General features: G+C 43.8%; 18 protein-coding genes. 8 read left to right on the top strand and 10 right to left on the bottom strand.

Going from position 1 to position 15,068, the window contains the following annotated elements; translation table 11 throughout:
* The first annotated feature begins 22 nt into the window (after positions 1-22).
* On the top strand, positions 23-322 hold the full coding sequence (locus tag I6L74_RS05245) for a DUF1889 family protein (RefSeq protein WP_059177425.1): 300 nt from the start codon (positions 23-25) through the stop codon (positions 320-322).
* A 134-nt stretch (positions 323-456) separates the two neighbouring features.
* Here I6L74_RS05245 and I6L74_RS05240 read toward each other — a convergent pair whose 3' ends face one another.
* The gene (locus I6L74_RS05240; protein WP_128131083.1) at positions 457-1,032 is read right to left on the bottom strand and encodes a hypothetical protein; all 576 of its coding nucleotides are present in this window, start codon (positions 1,030-1,032) and stop codon (positions 457-459) included.
* 73 nt (positions 1,033-1,105) lie between these two features.
* Positions 1,106-1,708 (bottom strand): TetR/AcrR family transcriptional regulator, encoded by a 603-nt coding sequence (locus tag I6L74_RS05235; RefSeq protein ID WP_059177427.1) that lies wholly within the window; start codon positions 1,706-1,708, stop codon positions 1,106-1,108.
* Between the two features lie 126 nt (positions 1,709-1,834).
* Between I6L74_RS05235 and I6L74_RS05230 the strand changes: the two genes are divergently transcribed.
* Positions 1,835-2,230, top strand: a complete 396-nt coding sequence (locus tag I6L74_RS05230; RefSeq protein ID WP_059177428.1) for a RidA family protein — start codon at positions 1,835-1,837, stop codon at positions 2,228-2,230.
* A 118-nt stretch (positions 2,231-2,348) separates the two neighbouring features.
* On the opposite strand, the gene I6L74_RS05225 is transcribed toward I6L74_RS05230, so the two are convergent.
* The 5 genes from I6L74_RS05225 to I6L74_RS05205 all read right to left on the bottom strand — a co-directional run bounded on the left by I6L74_RS05225 (position 2,349) and on the right by I6L74_RS05205 (position 4,473).
* Complete coding sequence (locus tag I6L74_RS05225) at positions 2,349-2,621, bottom strand: hypothetical protein (protein ID WP_059177429.1); 273 nt, start codon at positions 2,619-2,621, stop codon at positions 2,349-2,351.
* Positions 2,618-2,884, bottom strand: a complete 267-nt coding sequence (locus I6L74_RS05220; RefSeq protein WP_059177430.1) for a hypothetical protein — start codon at positions 2,882-2,884, stop codon at positions 2,618-2,620. Before I6L74_RS05220 ends, I6L74_RS05225 begins: the two co-directional genes overlap by 4 nt.
* A gap of 87 nt (positions 2,885-2,971) precedes the next feature.
* Positions 2,972-3,259 carry a hypothetical protein gene (locus tag I6L74_RS05215; protein ID WP_059177431.1) on the bottom strand — a complete coding sequence of 96 codons (288 nt, stop codon included), beginning with the start codon at positions 3,257-3,259 and terminating at the stop codon, positions 2,972-2,974.
* A 255-nt stretch (positions 3,260-3,514) separates the two neighbouring features.
* Entirely contained in the window at positions 3,515-3,994 is a 480-nt protein-coding gene (locus I6L74_RS05210) for a DUF2778 domain-containing protein (protein ID WP_059177433.1), read from the bottom strand.
* Positions 3,991-4,473, bottom strand: a complete 483-nt coding sequence (locus I6L74_RS05205; protein WP_059177434.1) for an Hcp family type VI secretion system effector — start codon at positions 4,471-4,473, stop codon at positions 3,991-3,993. The genes I6L74_RS05210 and I6L74_RS05205 overlap by 4 nt, the downstream gene beginning before the upstream one ends.
* Before the next feature lie 1,334 nt (positions 4,474-5,807).
* Here I6L74_RS05205 and I6L74_RS05200 point away from each other — a divergent pair.
* Positions 5,808-7,124, top strand: a complete 1,317-nt coding sequence (locus tag I6L74_RS05200; RefSeq protein ID WP_059177435.1) for a tyrosine-type recombinase/integrase — start codon at positions 5,808-5,810, stop codon at positions 7,122-7,124.
* A 4-nt stretch (positions 7,125-7,128) separates the two neighbouring features.
* Positions 7,129-7,743: a Fic/DOC family protein gene (locus I6L74_RS05195; protein WP_059178019.1), complete on the top strand. Its 615-nt coding sequence runs from the start codon at positions 7,129-7,131 to the stop codon at positions 7,741-7,743.
* Here I6L74_RS05195 and I6L74_RS05190 read toward each other — a convergent pair.
* The gene (locus I6L74_RS05190) at positions 7,740-7,895 is read right to left on the bottom strand and encodes a hypothetical protein (RefSeq protein WP_096759548.1); all 156 of its coding nucleotides are present in this window, start codon (positions 7,893-7,895) and stop codon (positions 7,740-7,742) included. The genes I6L74_RS05195 and I6L74_RS05190 overlap by 4 nt on opposite strands.
* Before the next feature lie 128 nt (positions 7,896-8,023).
* On the opposite strand from I6L74_RS05190, the gene I6L74_RS05185 reads away from it, so the two are divergent.
* From I6L74_RS05185 to I6L74_RS05170, 4 genes are all read left to right on the top strand, one after another.
* A complete protein-coding gene (locus I6L74_RS05185) occupies positions 8,024-8,464 on the top strand; it encodes a hypothetical protein (protein WP_059177436.1) in 441 nt (146 codons plus the stop codon).
* Positions 8,465-8,809: 345 nt separating this feature from the next.
* Positions 8,810-9,037: a helix-turn-helix transcriptional regulator gene (locus I6L74_RS05180; RefSeq protein WP_059178020.1), complete on the top strand. Its 228-nt coding sequence runs from the start codon at positions 8,810-8,812 to the stop codon at positions 9,035-9,037.
* A gap of 136 nt (positions 9,038-9,173) precedes the next feature.
* Positions 9,174-10,583: a YfjI family protein gene (locus I6L74_RS05175; RefSeq protein WP_059177437.1), complete on the top strand. Its 1,410-nt coding sequence runs from the start codon at positions 9,174-9,176 to the stop codon at positions 10,581-10,583.
* Positions 10,584-10,719: 136 nt separating this feature from the next.
* Positions 10,720-11,346: an inovirus Gp2 family protein gene (locus I6L74_RS05170; RefSeq protein ID WP_072241720.1), complete on the top strand. Its 627-nt coding sequence runs from the start codon at positions 10,720-10,722 to the stop codon at positions 11,344-11,346.
* A 72-nt stretch (positions 11,347-11,418) separates the two neighbouring features.
* Here I6L74_RS05170 and I6L74_RS05165 read toward each other — a convergent pair whose 3' ends face one another.
* Both I6L74_RS05165 and I6L74_RS05160 read right to left on the bottom strand, forming a co-directional pair.
* Positions 11,419-12,825 (bottom strand): DUF7017 domain-containing protein, encoded by a 1,407-nt coding sequence (locus I6L74_RS05165; protein WP_059177438.1) that lies wholly within the window; start codon positions 12,823-12,825, stop codon positions 11,419-11,421.
* A complete protein-coding gene (locus I6L74_RS05160) occupies positions 12,818-15,025 on the bottom strand; it encodes a hypothetical protein (RefSeq protein ID WP_059177439.1) in 2,208 nt (735 codons plus the stop codon). The genes I6L74_RS05165 and I6L74_RS05160 overlap by 8 nt, the downstream gene beginning before the upstream one ends.
* Positions 15,026-15,068 lie beyond the last annotated feature (43 nt).

Raw genomic sequence — 15,068 nt, 5'->3', positions numbered from 1 at the left:
GGTTAATTTTAAGGATAAGACTATGCCTGCAGTAATTGATAAAGCATTGGATTTCATTGGTGGGATGGATACCTCCGCATCAGCGCCACAGTCAATGGATGAAAGCACCGCGAAGGGGATGTTCAAGTATTTGAAAGAGATAGGTGTCCCGGCGAGCGCTGACGATGTCACAGCCCGCGGCGTCCAGGAGGGATGGGATACCGGTTTTACTGAGAAGGTGGCGGGCTGGGCCGAAAAAATTAAGTCCGGTAGCCACATCGTTATCAAAAACCCTGAATATTTTTCTGCCTATATGCGTGAGCAACTGCGCGCGCTGGTGTGAGCTGAAACATCACCCAACGTGATCAACCTGGACGCTGTATAGCGTCCACTTTCCCTTCTGAATAAAACCCAGTCTGTGACGAAAGGACCATGCGAAACTGCGCGCGGTAACTTAAGAGGGCTGTGGCTTCCGTCTTATTCTGTCGTAAGAAAATCCAACCACTCGTTATCTGACAGCACGCGATAAAAGGGTGTTGTATGGTTTTTGATATAAGACAGCAACGCGGAGTCGCTCATTTCTGAGGCTAGCGTTTGATATTCTCCGCCGAGATCGTCAAAGAGACGGTAATAAAACTCATTGAAATAGCGGCATGTTCTGGTGAAAAACGGTGGCGGGAAATCCAGATACGCGATGGCGAAATCATATAATGCGGTTTCCGCTTTTTTGGCGTTTTCACACTGAATAATATTCCACAGCTGTATTTTAAGCCAAATCAACGCGCTGATTTTTGCATCCGGCAACGACTGACCGGATTCATGCAGATAACGGTCGAGATACATTCTGACTTCATCTGCATTGGGATGCGTATCGAGATTTAACGAGGCAAGAATCAGCAATGCTTCAGACTCGTTGCCCTGCATAACCTGTCGCTCCGCCCATTCGACAATCGCTTTATCACTGGCTTCTGCGTGCAAAGCGCCGTGTGTCTCATTGAATTGACGAAGACAGAGAAGATCGTGGAGCGTGTAGGGATACGAAGACGTTGTCATCTGATGCAATGCATTCCAAATTTTTTGGCGATGTTGCGCCCCGAGGCTTTGCTGGCGCTGTAAAGACGCATATTCATTGTGCTTGGGGATGCTTGCGCAAGCCGCTTGCCAACTGGGTAAACACCTCGATAATGTTCGGGAGTGCCTTCTCAGGATCGCTGCTCGCCGCGACCCAAAGTGCGGCATTCATCGCGGCACTGTTTAACATATGGGCTGCAGCCTCTGCATCCACCGCTTTTAGAACACCGCGTTCGAGCATTTTTTTTACGGTGTGACGGGTGGATTCAAGACAATTATTCTGGCTGGGCCACTGAGCGGGATCACCGAGAAAGGCCGGGCCGTCAAGCAACACGATACGGCGCACTTCGGGGTCTAATGCCATCTTGATATAGGCGACGCCTTCAGCCAGTAGTCGTTCCCAGTCATCGCTGGCATGCGCGGCGTCCGCTTTGGCACGTTGCGCCATCTCACCGTCCATCTGGGCAACAACCGCGGCCAGTAATCCCTTTTTATCGCCAAAATTGTGATAGAGGGCTCCGCGTGTCAGGCCCACGCGGGCCGTTAAATCATCCATGGATGACGCGGCAAAACCTCTTTCAGCAAAGGCTTTTCGCGCGGCCATGACTAACTTTGCGCGGTTCTCTTCCATCGTTTCAGTACGACGTTTAGTCACCATACCTTCTCCATCTACATTTGACATACGACGCGTATGTGTTATTAATTCAACATACGCAGCGTATATTAAATCATCTATCCGTGCTGCGCTGACGTTTTCTCACATTAGCAAAGTACAGGATACCCTATGATTAAGCGCGAACCGATTTTCCCTGCCAGCCGACACGCTCTCTATGAAGAGCACGGTTATTCTGCCGCGATTCGTTCTGGTGATTTGCTGTTTGTTTCCGGCCAGGTTGGTAGCCGAGACGATGGCACGCCAGAGCCAGATTTTGCCGCTCAGGTGCAGCTGGCGTTTGATAACCTGAAAGCGACGCTTGCTGCAGCGGGTTGTACATTTGACGATCTGATTGACGTCACAACTTTTCATACCGATCCGGAAAATCAATTTTCAACGATCATGCAGGTAAAACAGACTATTTTCCCGCATCCCCCTTACCCAAACTGGACCGCCGTGGGCGTGACCTGGCTTGCAGGGTTTGATTTCGAAATTAAAGTGATTGCCCGAATTCCTGCTCGTTAACTTCCGTCTTTTTGCTGCTGCCGGAAAACAAGATTCCTGAGTTGAATGCGTAGAAGGAAGCGGTTTTCCGGCATCCTGTGTCTGTTTTCCTGATAGCGTCCAGACGCTATTGCGCTTGTTAGGTCGTCATTACCCCCAGTTGTCCAGTGGACTTCCAGTTATCCACCAGCAGCCTGACAACTACGCTAGAAGCCCCCTCCGCTATGTAGCGGCCATCGCACTGCCTGAAATTTTTGGAAAACCAATTTACGCCCTGCCAGTTCTGTATCGATGCGATGGCCGTATCGGCGGCGTCCATTTCTTCCACCGTTGAACAATCAGCAGCATAAGCGCCACCAGCCAGGAATAATATTGCGATAAATAGTGATGTTTTTCTCAAATTCATTTTCATATATTTTTATCCTGCGATTTATTCGACTTCCTTTGTCTGGCTGAGGCAATAAACCAGATCGCAAACGTGGTGACGGCGATAGCCAGAAAATAGAGAATCAGTGAAAACCAGTCATTCCAGTTAGCTTCCTGCATGAATCCAAAGTTTTCCTCATACCATGCTAAAAACTCTTCATCAGGAATAAAATAACAAAGCAGGGTGTAAATCCCTGTTAGGGCGAGTAATTCAGAAAGCCATAAAAAAATATGTGTGGCTGGTTTCATCAGTACACCTGTATTGTGACGAACGCTTTGATATTAAGGCTTGAAAGCGGAATGGTGCTTTACATTGCCACTATTACGGTTTTGCTGTCACTCATCGCTCAAATCATCCGCCATAGTCTGGGCTGCATCTGCGGAATCCCGAGCAGCATCTGCAGTATCTTCCCGATCCCATGACTCCATCATATTGGTGGTGGTTGGGTTCTTAACCGCACGCATTTCGGCATCCCATGCGGCGTTATCTGCTGCGTCAGCTTGCCTTTGCTGGGCATCTGCCATTTCCTGAGCATTCGTTGCGGCTTGTTCCCGGTCAGCTAAAGCTGTTGAAGATGTCGCCAGGGAAAACGCTAAAATAATTACAGCAAAGTAAATGTTCATTCTACTTCCTGTTTTTATTAAATCTTTTAATAAATTTCATTGAAAAAATAATAAAAAAATTATTAACGATAAGTGCCGTCAGGGCGATAAACAAAAGATAGTAGAAGTCCCAATTTTCAATATCAATGAAACCGTATTTTTTTGTAAGGTAAGAAAACGTTTCTATTTCAGGAAATGCTCCAATCAGTAATATAAATATCAGGAGATATGTGAATGCAAAGAGGTGCCACATTATCAGGAGTTTTTTAGTATTCATCAGTATACTTGCACCGTTCCAAAAGCCTCAAGTTGACTGGAGACTTTAAAAGTTGGTGTCCTCAGCAATGCCTCTCTGAAAATATTAAAATCATCCTTACTGATAAACGTTATACAGCCATTACTAATGCCTTTATATCCAGCAGGATGCAGCCTAAAATTACCCCTTTCCACGCAGCCAATAAACGTAAGGTCATCTATGTTTGAATCTTCCCTGTACAGAGCAAACCATGTGAAGTGATTTGAGCCAGAAAAAATGGAGTAGGCGGCATCTTTAACAATATGTTTAAACCCACTTCCTGGTCTTGTCACTATATAGTATTTACCTGGGGGCAATGGGCCAACATCCTGAATGCCACTATCATCTGGATTATTTCTCATTGCACCTTTATTGCCAGAATAGGCCGGGAAGAATCCAATGCCGGGGCAGCTAAGATTGGATAGCTGACCGCTATTCAGGTGAAACGTACATCTAATCATCTTTCATTCCAGGCATCAGTAAATTGAATATTCCCATCGCAATGTTTCCATGTAATGCGCTCATAGCGGAGGGATACGCTTTCAAGATGATTATGTTTCTCGGTCGCCGGGTTTTTGATGTCGTACATCACCGGGCAAACAGATACTACCTTCACGTTCTCCAGCAGCATGTTGAAGTATTCGACTTCCTGCCCGGCATCGTTGATGCGATACCATTTAAATTCTGCGCTCTGCAGCGTCTGGCCTTTCGCCACAGCTTTGTATAAATAGGGGCTTGATGAATCAAATTCCTTCTCAAAGGTGATGGCGCTGTGAACGCGTGTTCCGGTTATCTTGCCAGTATTGTTATCGGTTGGTAGATGTAAACCATGACCAAAAGCTAAAACCTCCACACTCATCTCACGATCCTTGACGTCAGATGAACCTTTAATCAGCGCGCCGCCATCATCCTTTAAGAATAAATAAGCTGGGATAGCCATGTCAGTTAACTCCATGTAGTTGAGAAATTAACCAGACATTACTGCGAATTTATTTTACAGAATGTAATTTTTTATTTATCCGTTGTTACCTCTATTTGTTTATCTGATTAATCAGCGGGGGGGATAGTTATTTTGAATAATTCGTAAATTAATGGAGGCTGGAACTATTTTCCTGCGCTACCAGAAAGTAACAAACGCCCATGCAGGTTTTTATGTGCGCATGCTCCGCGAATTAACCGAAAGATTGCCTAAGTTCGATCTGCGAATCCGCAAAAAATCTATTAAAATTTATTAAGTTTTAAAGCTGCAAATGCGCAAAAGGGAGCAGTGTGGCATTACCGTCCAATCCGTTGTGAAGGTAACAACGTTGATCGGGTTTTTTATAATATTTCCTGGCTGGTCTCTACCCCTCTCATAAATAATCAATATATAGAGAAAGTTGTCCATAAATGGAAATATCAGCGTGACTCCCTATTTTCGCTCTATGCACAGTTTTGATTGTAAAAAATCGAGTTCTCACCAGAGTCATTAATTACGTATTTTTCCACCCTTTTTAATCCCACAGCTGAAACGCTGTTGGGTTGCGGCCTGTCAGTGTTTTTCTCAGAATTATTCCGCAGCGGAAATACGCCTTTCTTTGAAAACCGAGCGATTCAATAGCCGGTAAGCGCATGGCTATCGCGGGTGGTATGTATACTCATGCGTACCACCACCCGCTTTAAACGGCCAAAGGGAATGAGAAAGGAAATATGCATTCGCAATCTGGGTCGCTTGCGGGATCAGGAGTATGGCCGGGGGATTGAAGTGCTAAAGCCCTAAATTGAGGGGTAGGGGGTAATGAACCAACAATTTATCAGACTGAACCAACCTCATTTTACTGTTTGTTGGTTTGTAAAAATCCAGGGCTGGCGTGGCTTAGAGACTCGTGAACCAACTGAACTAACGTTTTTTCTGCGTCTATATGCATTTTTATTGTGATGAGATGATATAAACGGTCATAAATCAACCCTGAATCCCTATGGCTTCCGTTTCAACATATCCCCGAGAAAAGCAAAAGGGCCGGAGATTTCTCTCCAGCCCTTGCTTTGTTTGGTGGCCCCTGCTGGACTTGAACCAGCGACCAAGCGATTATGAGTCATAAAATTGGCGTGTTTTTAATTGTTCGTCATTGTCTCTGTTTGTATTTTTAATTGTTTATAATCAATCAGTTATTAGGTTATTTTTGTTTCTGATTGGTTCTCTTATTTCCCCATTGTACTATCCTTACCTGACCCGTTACCTGACCCGAAATGGGCATCGGGTCAGGTAACGCTTATTCTCAGAAAGGTAAACTCATGGCCGCTAATCTTACCGAGACTGCTATACGTGGATTGAAGACAAAAAGCACGGCGTACTACGTGTGGAGCAACAGTGCTCAACGTGGTACTGGCAGGCTTGGCGTTAAGGTTCAGCCTTCAGGCAGCAAAGTTTTTTATTTCCGTTATTACGTTGAGAAAGGGAAGAAAGAGAAGTTCATCCAGTTGGGCATCTGGCCTGAGATGAAACTGGTGACTGCCAATGAGTTGGCGAAAAAGTATGGTGCCTGGCTTATTGAAGGAAAAGAACCTCAGCAAGAGCTTGAGCAACAGCGCCTGGCCGAACAGCACATCATGCAGATCCATCGTTCTCAAGGATCGTTTGAAGAATTGGTACATGGCTACGTTAACAAGATGAAGCTCGACAATAAGCGTACTTGGGCTGATGTATTGAAGCGCATGGAGCGAGAGTGCTACACCGTTATTCCTCGTGATACTAAAGCGAAGGACGTGACGCCTCTGCAGATCAAAACCATCCTCTCGGGTATTATCCAGCGTGATGCGGTGGTCCATGCGAATCGAGTTCGTTCTTATCTGATGGCGGCATTCAACTATGGTCTGAAAGCTGATAACGATCCGATGAATACCAGCGTGGGTATTACGTTCGGCCTTGAAGTTAACCCGGTATCGGCCATACCGAAGCAGTCTTCGGCGGAAAAAGTGGGTGATACATGGCTAACGCTGGAAGAGTTGCGTGTTGTCATGGAGCAGTTCGCTCAGGCAACTAACGTTGGGCCGTTGATGCAGCACCTTATCCGCTTCTGTGTTTATGCTGGTGGGCAGCGCCCGTTTGAAATGATTGCCAGCCAGTGGAGCGCGATTGACTGGCAGCAAAAGACGTTACTGGTCATAGCTGATGTATCGAAAAACAAGCGTGAGCATCTGATCCCGATGACTGAGTCGGCATTACAGGAATTAGCTTCAGTTAAAGAGCTGACTAAGGAAAGTAACAGTCCCTATATTTTCCCGCTATCTACCAACGGTGAGCGCCCAGTACGCACCGATAGTTTGGCGCGTTCTATCATGTATTTCCGGGCTTTTAATCCTGAGTTTAAAGTTTTCACGGCGCGAGATTTACGTCGGACCTGTAAAACGCTGATGGGAGAGGCGGGGATCAGCAAAGAGATCCGCGACCGTATTCAGAATCACGCTTTGAACGACGTCAGCTCGAAACACTATGACCGTTATGATTACCTAACTGAAAAGCGCAGGGCGCTTGAGATCTGGGAAGATCGGGTTAACAACTATCAACGGCAGCAGGAAAACAACGTTGTGAACTTGTTTGGGCGGAGGTAAGAGCTTGTCAAAATATGAGCTTAATTCTGCAGAAGAGCGCTATCAGCCTGGTTCTGGTGACCTGGTACTTGCCAATAAGCTGGGGATCATTGATGAACAGGAAATGGAGGCGCTGGAGTCTGGCTTGCTGCTGATGCTGTATGAACAGCTATTTATTGAAGGCCAGCCGCCTGAGGCGCTGGCATTTGAGCACATCAGCAGGTGGCATCGCCAATGGTTGGGGAATGTGTATGACTGGGCTGGGAGGTTACGCAATGCCAACCTGACTAAAGACAGTTTTCAATTTGCCGCTGCCGACAGAATTCCGCTTCTTCTTGATGGTTTCGAGAAGCAGTTTCTTTCCCGGTCTGGTGAACTGAAATCCTTGGATCGTCTGGAGCTGGTTAGTTATCTGGCTGAATGCCATATTGAGTTTATTTTGATCCACCCATTCAGAGAAGGTAACGGGCGTCTGTCGCGGCTACTTTGCGATGTGCTTTCTGTTCTGGCAGGAAAGGGCTTGCTTGATTACAGCCTGTGGGATGAGCACAAGGCGTTTTACTTCAAGGCAATACAGGCGGGCGTATCAGGGAACTACAGCCCCATGATACAACTGGTGAGCGACATCTTGCCAGATTAACGGGCGAGGCCGACGGCTTTCGCTTGTGCCTGATTTTTTTTGAGCTGCTGCTCAATCTTTTGCACAGATTCGCCGGTTTCTATCGCGGTTGAGCTGGCAACCGCACGGAGGATTTTTGCTTTGGTCACTTGAGATGATGTATGTTTGCTCATGAAAAATTTCCTTATAGCTGCTACTAGGATTGTAGGTGTTTGGGGGGAGACTAGTCCATTTAATTTCTCATTGTGTAGCGTAATTTATTGTGGTTGTAAGCTATTTATTGATTTTATAAGGATAAAAAATGTTTGATAAATCTAATTTTACAAGAGAAAATTTTGAAGAACTACTGAAGATAAATAATGAGTTAAGAAGGGAAAATAATAATCTTTTAGGTGATGTGAAAAATTATTATAAAGATACGAAAAACTTCATTATTGATAAAGAAAATTTTATCAAAGACATTGAAATGTTTAGAGACGAAAATAACGAGCTAAAAAAACAGTTATCAAATAATGAAAAAAAATTTAAAAATAACAATAGTAATACTAAAATCAGGCCACCAGCATTAAATGCAATTTATCTTCTGAGCAAAGAGTGTTATGCAGAATGCAACTTTACTGCAAAGGATTTTGTTAATAACTTAGACTCCCTCGCAAAGTTACATGGTGTTGTTTACACCTTTAACTTAAAGACAGTTGAAGCATGGTGTACAGAATTTAAAAAAATGGATGCTAAACAGTAGCCTTCTTTAATCTGAGGATTACATCTCGAAACACCTGTAATTCTCAGATGATACAAGGAGTTTTTATTTTATGGAAAGTGGCTTATGTAGTGAACATTCAATTCTTATCCATCATGAATCCTTCAAATATCTCGTCTGCATATATTTTTTTGAGTTACACATCACACCTCAGCCATAACAAGACATCCCTAAATAAGGGAAAAACCGTTCCCATGTTAACTGATTGATAATTATGTATTTTACTTCCCTGTGGATTCTCTGTTCCTTAATGAGAATCGCGAGTGTTGTGCATGTATCTTGGCTCAAGCATGATAATTTCACGCTATCAACAAGGAAACTCAAATGATGCCTTTCAAGTTAACAAATGAACAACGTATCAAAGTCTTAAGAGATTATGGTGAAACTTGCGATCGATTAGTGCGAGAGAAAGAGCGGCAATATATTACCTCAATTTCCCGCTCTACAGCGTGGAAATTGGAACATGTTGGTAAGTTTCCGATTCGTAAGTCAATTGGCCTGAAATCCTGTGGGTGGTTGTTAAGTGACCTGCTCTATTGGATCAGTGAACGTTGACATCCGGAGATTTTGTGCATTTATTTTGTTGTTTTTTTTCTGAATGACACGTGTTCATCCTGCTATTTCTGCGATTAATAGCGGAATAGCAATATGAATGAAATCGTTTTAAACGTTAATTGAATGAGAGGTATCTATGTTGTGTGGCCGTCTTTTCCCTGTGCATGTGTTCCCGAAGATTATCAGAAATGCGATTTATGAAGTGGAGCAGCAGACGCAGGCTCCTCAGGCTTTGATTGCCGCATCGGTACTGGGGGTTATTTCGCTTGCCTGCCAGAACCGGATTGATGTTTGCCGACTGAAAAATCTGAGTGGCCCGGTATCACTTTTTTTACTTACACTGGCAGAATCTGGTGAAAGAAAAAGTACGGTTGACAAACTTCTGATGGATCCATTATATCAGCTGGAGGAAAATTTGTTTGAAAAGTACACCCATGATCTTACTGTCTGGCGAAATGATGAAGCAATTTTTAATATTGAAAAAAAAGCTCTGATGTCAAAACTCAAATCAGATATTAGACGTAACAAAGATCATTTGGCAACAAATGAAAAGCTTAAATCGCTGCTGGCGTCGCCCCCTAAATCACCGGTGAGGTTCAAGCAGATATTTAACGACGCCACCCCCGCGGCCATTAAAGATTACCTCTGTGGCTACTGGCGATCTGTAGGCATTATGTCTGATGAGGCTGGCACTATTTTTAATGGTTACACGCTGAACGAACTGCCTTTCATCAATAAGATGTGGGATGGTGCAATGTTTCCTGTAGAAAGGAAAAGTGAGCCTGAAAAATTAATCAGAGATGCCAGAATGACGCTGTCACTAATGGTCCAGCCTGATGTTTTTAACGGTTATATGGAGCGGAAAGGTGATCTGGCTAAGGGGATAGGTTTCTTCGCACGATGCCTTATCTGCCATCCTGGTTCAACACAAGGTAATAGACAAATTACTAACCCGGTTGTGTCAACTGAACATCTACCAATATTTCATCAAAGAATCATGGAGATCGTTAACGAAAGTATTGCCAAGAATAATGAAAATGAGCGTCTTTGCCTCCGATTTACTGCAGAAGCAGAAAAACGCTGGATTGAATTTTCTAACAAAGTTGAGTCTGAAATGGGGATTCTTGGAATACTGTCAAATTTTAAAGATTATGCATCAAAAATGGCAGAAAATATGGCAAGAATAGCCGCACTATTGCACCATTTCAACGGTGATGAGGGGGATATCTCACTTTTAACAGTTGAGGCCGCAGTAGAGATAATTGCCTGGTATGTTGACGAGTACGTACGCTTGTTTTCTAAACCCCAGGAATTCACGCTGGCAATCTCGGAGGCTGATGAACTTTATTGGTGGATAAAAAATCATTGTATTCGGCTCAAGGCATCTTGGATTACTAAAAATACAGTGCTCCAATACGGCCCTAATAAATTCAGGAATCGTAGTAAAGCAAATGAGTTGCTTAATACGCTATATTCTCAAAATAGAATACTCGCAGCAAAGAAAGGTAAGACAGTATTTATAGCCATAGCAGGATCAATATCTTGATATCGTACGTCTGAATAAATATTTAATTCAAGAGTAAATATATAAACTGAGCCCATAACCATTAAGGGGTTGTTATCTTGATAGGTACTATATATGCGGTCCATTCAATATCCCAATATCACTTGGTAGGATATATATGACATATGACAGTGAGTTTGGTTCACATGTAACCCTGTATCAGAATAGGATTAAACAGGTCATTGATGAATCACTGAATGAGCATCCTAATACAATGATTATACGTGTTGATTTACATGACCCAATAAATACGGAAAATCTGGATAACCCATTCTTTCAACCCAGAGTAGACTCTGGTGCAATATCTCGTTTTACCAGTGCATTAAAAGCAAAGCTTGAGCACCATAAGCACCTTAAAACAAAAAGGAAAGATTGGCCGGATAATCGATACTCCACCTTACGTTACGCATGGGTCAGGGAATATACCGCAAATGGGAAACGACATTACCATCTGATATTGTGTTTTAATCAGGAGGCTTATTATCATCTGGGAGATTACGACTTGAGTCGTAACACCTTACGAACAATGATTACTACAGCTTGGTATGGTGCACTTGGTGTTCCAATAGATGACTCTGGAAAATTAGTTCATTACCCATCAAATGGGAAATATCTCCTCAATCGTAAAAGAGACAACTTTGAACAAACTTATAACGACTTAATGAATAGGGTAGATTATATGACTAAGGTGCGAACAAAAATCTTCGGTGATGGAGACCGTAATTTCGGTTGTAGCCGAGGTTGATTTATTTTTTACAACAATGGCCTTTCTTATGGATGGAAAGGCCTGATTTGTCTGCATCCGATATATGAATCATCAGGAACAAGTTACTTTTAATGCTCGCCAACCATAACGATTCTTGGTTTTATCTAGTTCAGTAACACGTACAACGTGTACCTTTTGGCCGTCCATTCCTTCAGGTACAAGATGTTTTGGGATGAAAGTATCACCGACAAAAGCAAAACCTTTATCTGTCACGTGTAGTATATCTTCTATCTCACCGGCATCAGCGAGCGGTTGGGCTGTAGCCGGTGTGACAGCAATGACTGACTGATCCTCTTCGGTGATAGTTAATTGAACGTAATCACCTGGTGAAAGTGACCATTCCTCAGACCAAAGTTTCATTCTAACGGACAAGCTTTGACTTCGGCTAACCCAAACATGGAATCCACGATTCCCAGCATGGATATTCTGAACTAAAGCTAGCTTCTGGACACGCTCTCCAAAAAGATAATCTGTCGCACTCTGAGAACGCAGCAGTATAAATGGGGTCAGTAACTCGGTATTTACCTGGGGATTATACCAGGGTTGGTTGAGTAGCTGTTCAAGATCAGTTTTTATCTGCCAACCGTTATGCAGATAACAATTAACAGCCCTTTGTACACAGATTGATGCTTCGTTATGAAGACCTTCAGCTGCTAACAGTGCAGCGAATCCCTTTAGAGTCGGAAGCGCCAGAGCATCATCGTGGGCACAACTCAAAGCTTTAGCAAACAATGTAATAGCAGCTTGAGGATCTTTCTGCCGATAAGTGGCCGCTAGTGCCCCCCACGCCCAGGCTTCATTCTGTTTTTTACGCAGTACTGTCAGTATTCGTTTTCGCGCCTCTTCGTAGCGTTTGGCAACAATAAGGCATCGTGCTTCGTCATAATCAAGCCAGATTAGTTGTTGGGTATCTTTAACTTCACGGCGTGTCAGTGTCAGTAAATTGAGTAGGTCATCCACAGATAGATGACGCAATGTAGTCTGGCTACTCCAGGTTTTCGCAAGCTTGCGGGTAAATTTCAGCATCAAGCTAGGGGATTCGCCTTTCTCCGTAATAAACGGCTGTTTGTCTTCCGGACTGAATAGGGTTTTCGCATGTTTGGTCAGTAGCAGCATCAATTTGGGGAAATGCTCCAAATTAGCCTGAAAGATAAGTAACAGGCTGCGATACTCGAAACCACTGTCTGGTAAATCAAGCCAGATTATCCAGTCCAATAAAAAGTCGATTCGTTCAGCTTCTCGTTGTGTAGGGGTAAACTCACTTTTCCCTGCTGCGGCTCGCGCTTTAATAGTATCCCGTACTTCTTTTAAATATGCATAACATACCCAGAAGAAAGCCCCTTTAAGAAAGCTATCACTTGGGTTTTGTTGCACTGTTGTACAACCCAGTTCCCAGGCCGCATCCAGTTCACCACTTTTTCTCAAACGGTTTATTTGTTGAAAAACTTGCTCAGCCATCAATGAAATCCACCTTAAATTGTGCGCTTACATCTTCAGAATCAGCTTGGACCAGATGAATACTACTGATAACGCCTTTTCGAGAAATGCTACTCGCAGAAGGTATATTAATATCCAGTTTTAATTTGCCTGCGGAATGCTCTGCAATAGCGAACACCTTGTATGGTTTCTCATCGATGTCAATTATTCGCCATCCTTTTTTGGCAATTAGGGTATCGATAAAATGCATAGCTATACGGATGTTATCATCGAGCCAAACTACTGGTGTATTGAGCAGTTGTCTTAACTCTTGTTCCAGTTGAGCATTGCCACTTAGCCCCTGACATTTCCCAATAGTTACCTCAAATTTACCGTTATAATCGAAGTCTAGTGTTGCTTCACCGAATTCGTTATTAAGGAAATAGCGTTCTTTATAGGGATGCTGGTGTATTGAACTGATACGCCACGCACTATGATGAAGTGCGTCACTTATCGTCAACAGCAGCGCAAATAACGCAGGTGTCTCGGGGTTGAACCCAGTAGGTAGTACTGAATTTAATTCACTCTCTGTAGGTATTCTGTTTTTAGCAAAGTGAAAACGCTGCTTTACAACCAATGGTACTGTTCTGAGAGAGGATAAATGCCATTCAGTTTTTGATAGCGGGTTAAGCGTAGGATAGTTAAGTATATCCAGCGTATGCATGGTTCGTGTTGTGGCGGTATAAAGCCAACGGAAATAACTATCGGTAGCCGGGTTGTCAGTATCGTGGGCAGCACTCGCGTCCAGAATCACCCTGTTAAATGGAGGATGTGACTGCGCCCTATGCACAGTGAGTGCCCAGGCGTAGCGAAGTCGAGCGGCGTAGGTAAATTTACTATTGAGAATCAAATTACTATGTTTTTTTTGATACTCTTCGCGTGCTGCCTTGTATTCCGAGCTTTTTTTATCCATCCCTGCTAGGGAAGATTTCGAGTCCTTAACCTGCTCATCTGCCTCTTCTCGTGCCCAAATACGTAGTGCCAGCAGTTTGTCAGTATCAAGTTCAGGTTTAAGCGAAGTCAGAAACTCCGGGAGGTAGAGTACGGTGGAGAAGGTGTCATTGCTTTGGAGTGTAACGTGGGCAAATTCAACGGTCGTGGGTTTATCTCGGCCTTTAAGCGTAATGCTTTTACTGAAGAAACCTCTGGCTGCTTGAGTTACTCTTGCGAATTGTCCTGCATGTAGCGGCATGTGTCCACTCAACGCATCACCATCATGATCAAAACTAAAGGTTTTGTTATAAATTTCAATACGGTCCCCTTCTACTAAATGACCCGGCACTCGTGCCTGTAAATACCTGCTTCGGATACCAAAATTTACGGCTTGAGCCCGTTCGTTAGTTGCACAGAGATAAATGCACTCACTGCCCGGAGAGATAAGATCTTCGGCAATCTGAGCTGTTTGCTCTCCCTTGGTTATAGTACGGAGCGCTTGCTGCTGGCAGATGGGTAATTGAATGAATTTTTGTGCAGCGAGTTGGCCAACCAATTCGCGCTGAAAATCGAGCTGTTCATTCCGTGATTCAAAATCACGATCCTGTGAATTCAACTCAACTGTACGGAAAGGGATCTGTTGCTGTTGGAATATCAGGCCTTCCAGCAGACTTTTCTCTTTGGCACCGCGCCTTAGCTGATAAGGGTCGCCAAGTAACAAAATTTTAGGTAGTGATTGCGGCTGAGCATCCTGCATTTTCCCTTTCAACAGCAACAAAAAATCGCTGAGAATATAACCACTACCGTAAAGTGCAGTATCTGAGGCAAAGAAATCATTACCGAGCAAATGTGCATCGAAAATGACTAACAAGGACTCTTGTGGTGCGTTAAAAACTTCATGATCTTGACAGTTAATCGGGTACCACGGCTTATCTTCTTTTATATCCTGAGGGTGTTGGCTGTAGATCCAGGTATAGATACTGGTAACTTCTTCTATCTGACCGGTAACGTGCAGTCTGGCAGTTCGAGCGTTAGGAGCCAAATAACGACGAGTGGTTATAGTTTTTGGCATTTGCTTCAGCAGCGCCTGAAGTACCTTCGCTTTTCCTGTGCCATAGGCTCCTGTTAGGGCAAAGACCTTGCAGTCGCCGTCACATAACCATTCGTTCATCGCTGTGAGCGCCATGCTCTGTTCTTCATTTAGCGTTGTCGATGACGAATTTGTGTAAACGTTGTCAGAAAAATCCATAATGTAGGTACTCCATTAGATAACCGCTATCCAGTGAGAAGTG

Source organism: Lelliottia amnigena (genome assembly GCF_019047465.1).
In the GTDB taxonomy this organism is placed as follows: domain Bacteria; phylum Pseudomonadota; class Gammaproteobacteria; order Enterobacterales; family Enterobacteriaceae; genus Enterobacter; species Enterobacter amnigenus.
The sequence above is the reverse complement of the archived record's forward strand: the minus strand, read 5'-3'. Positions and strand labels throughout refer to the sequence as shown.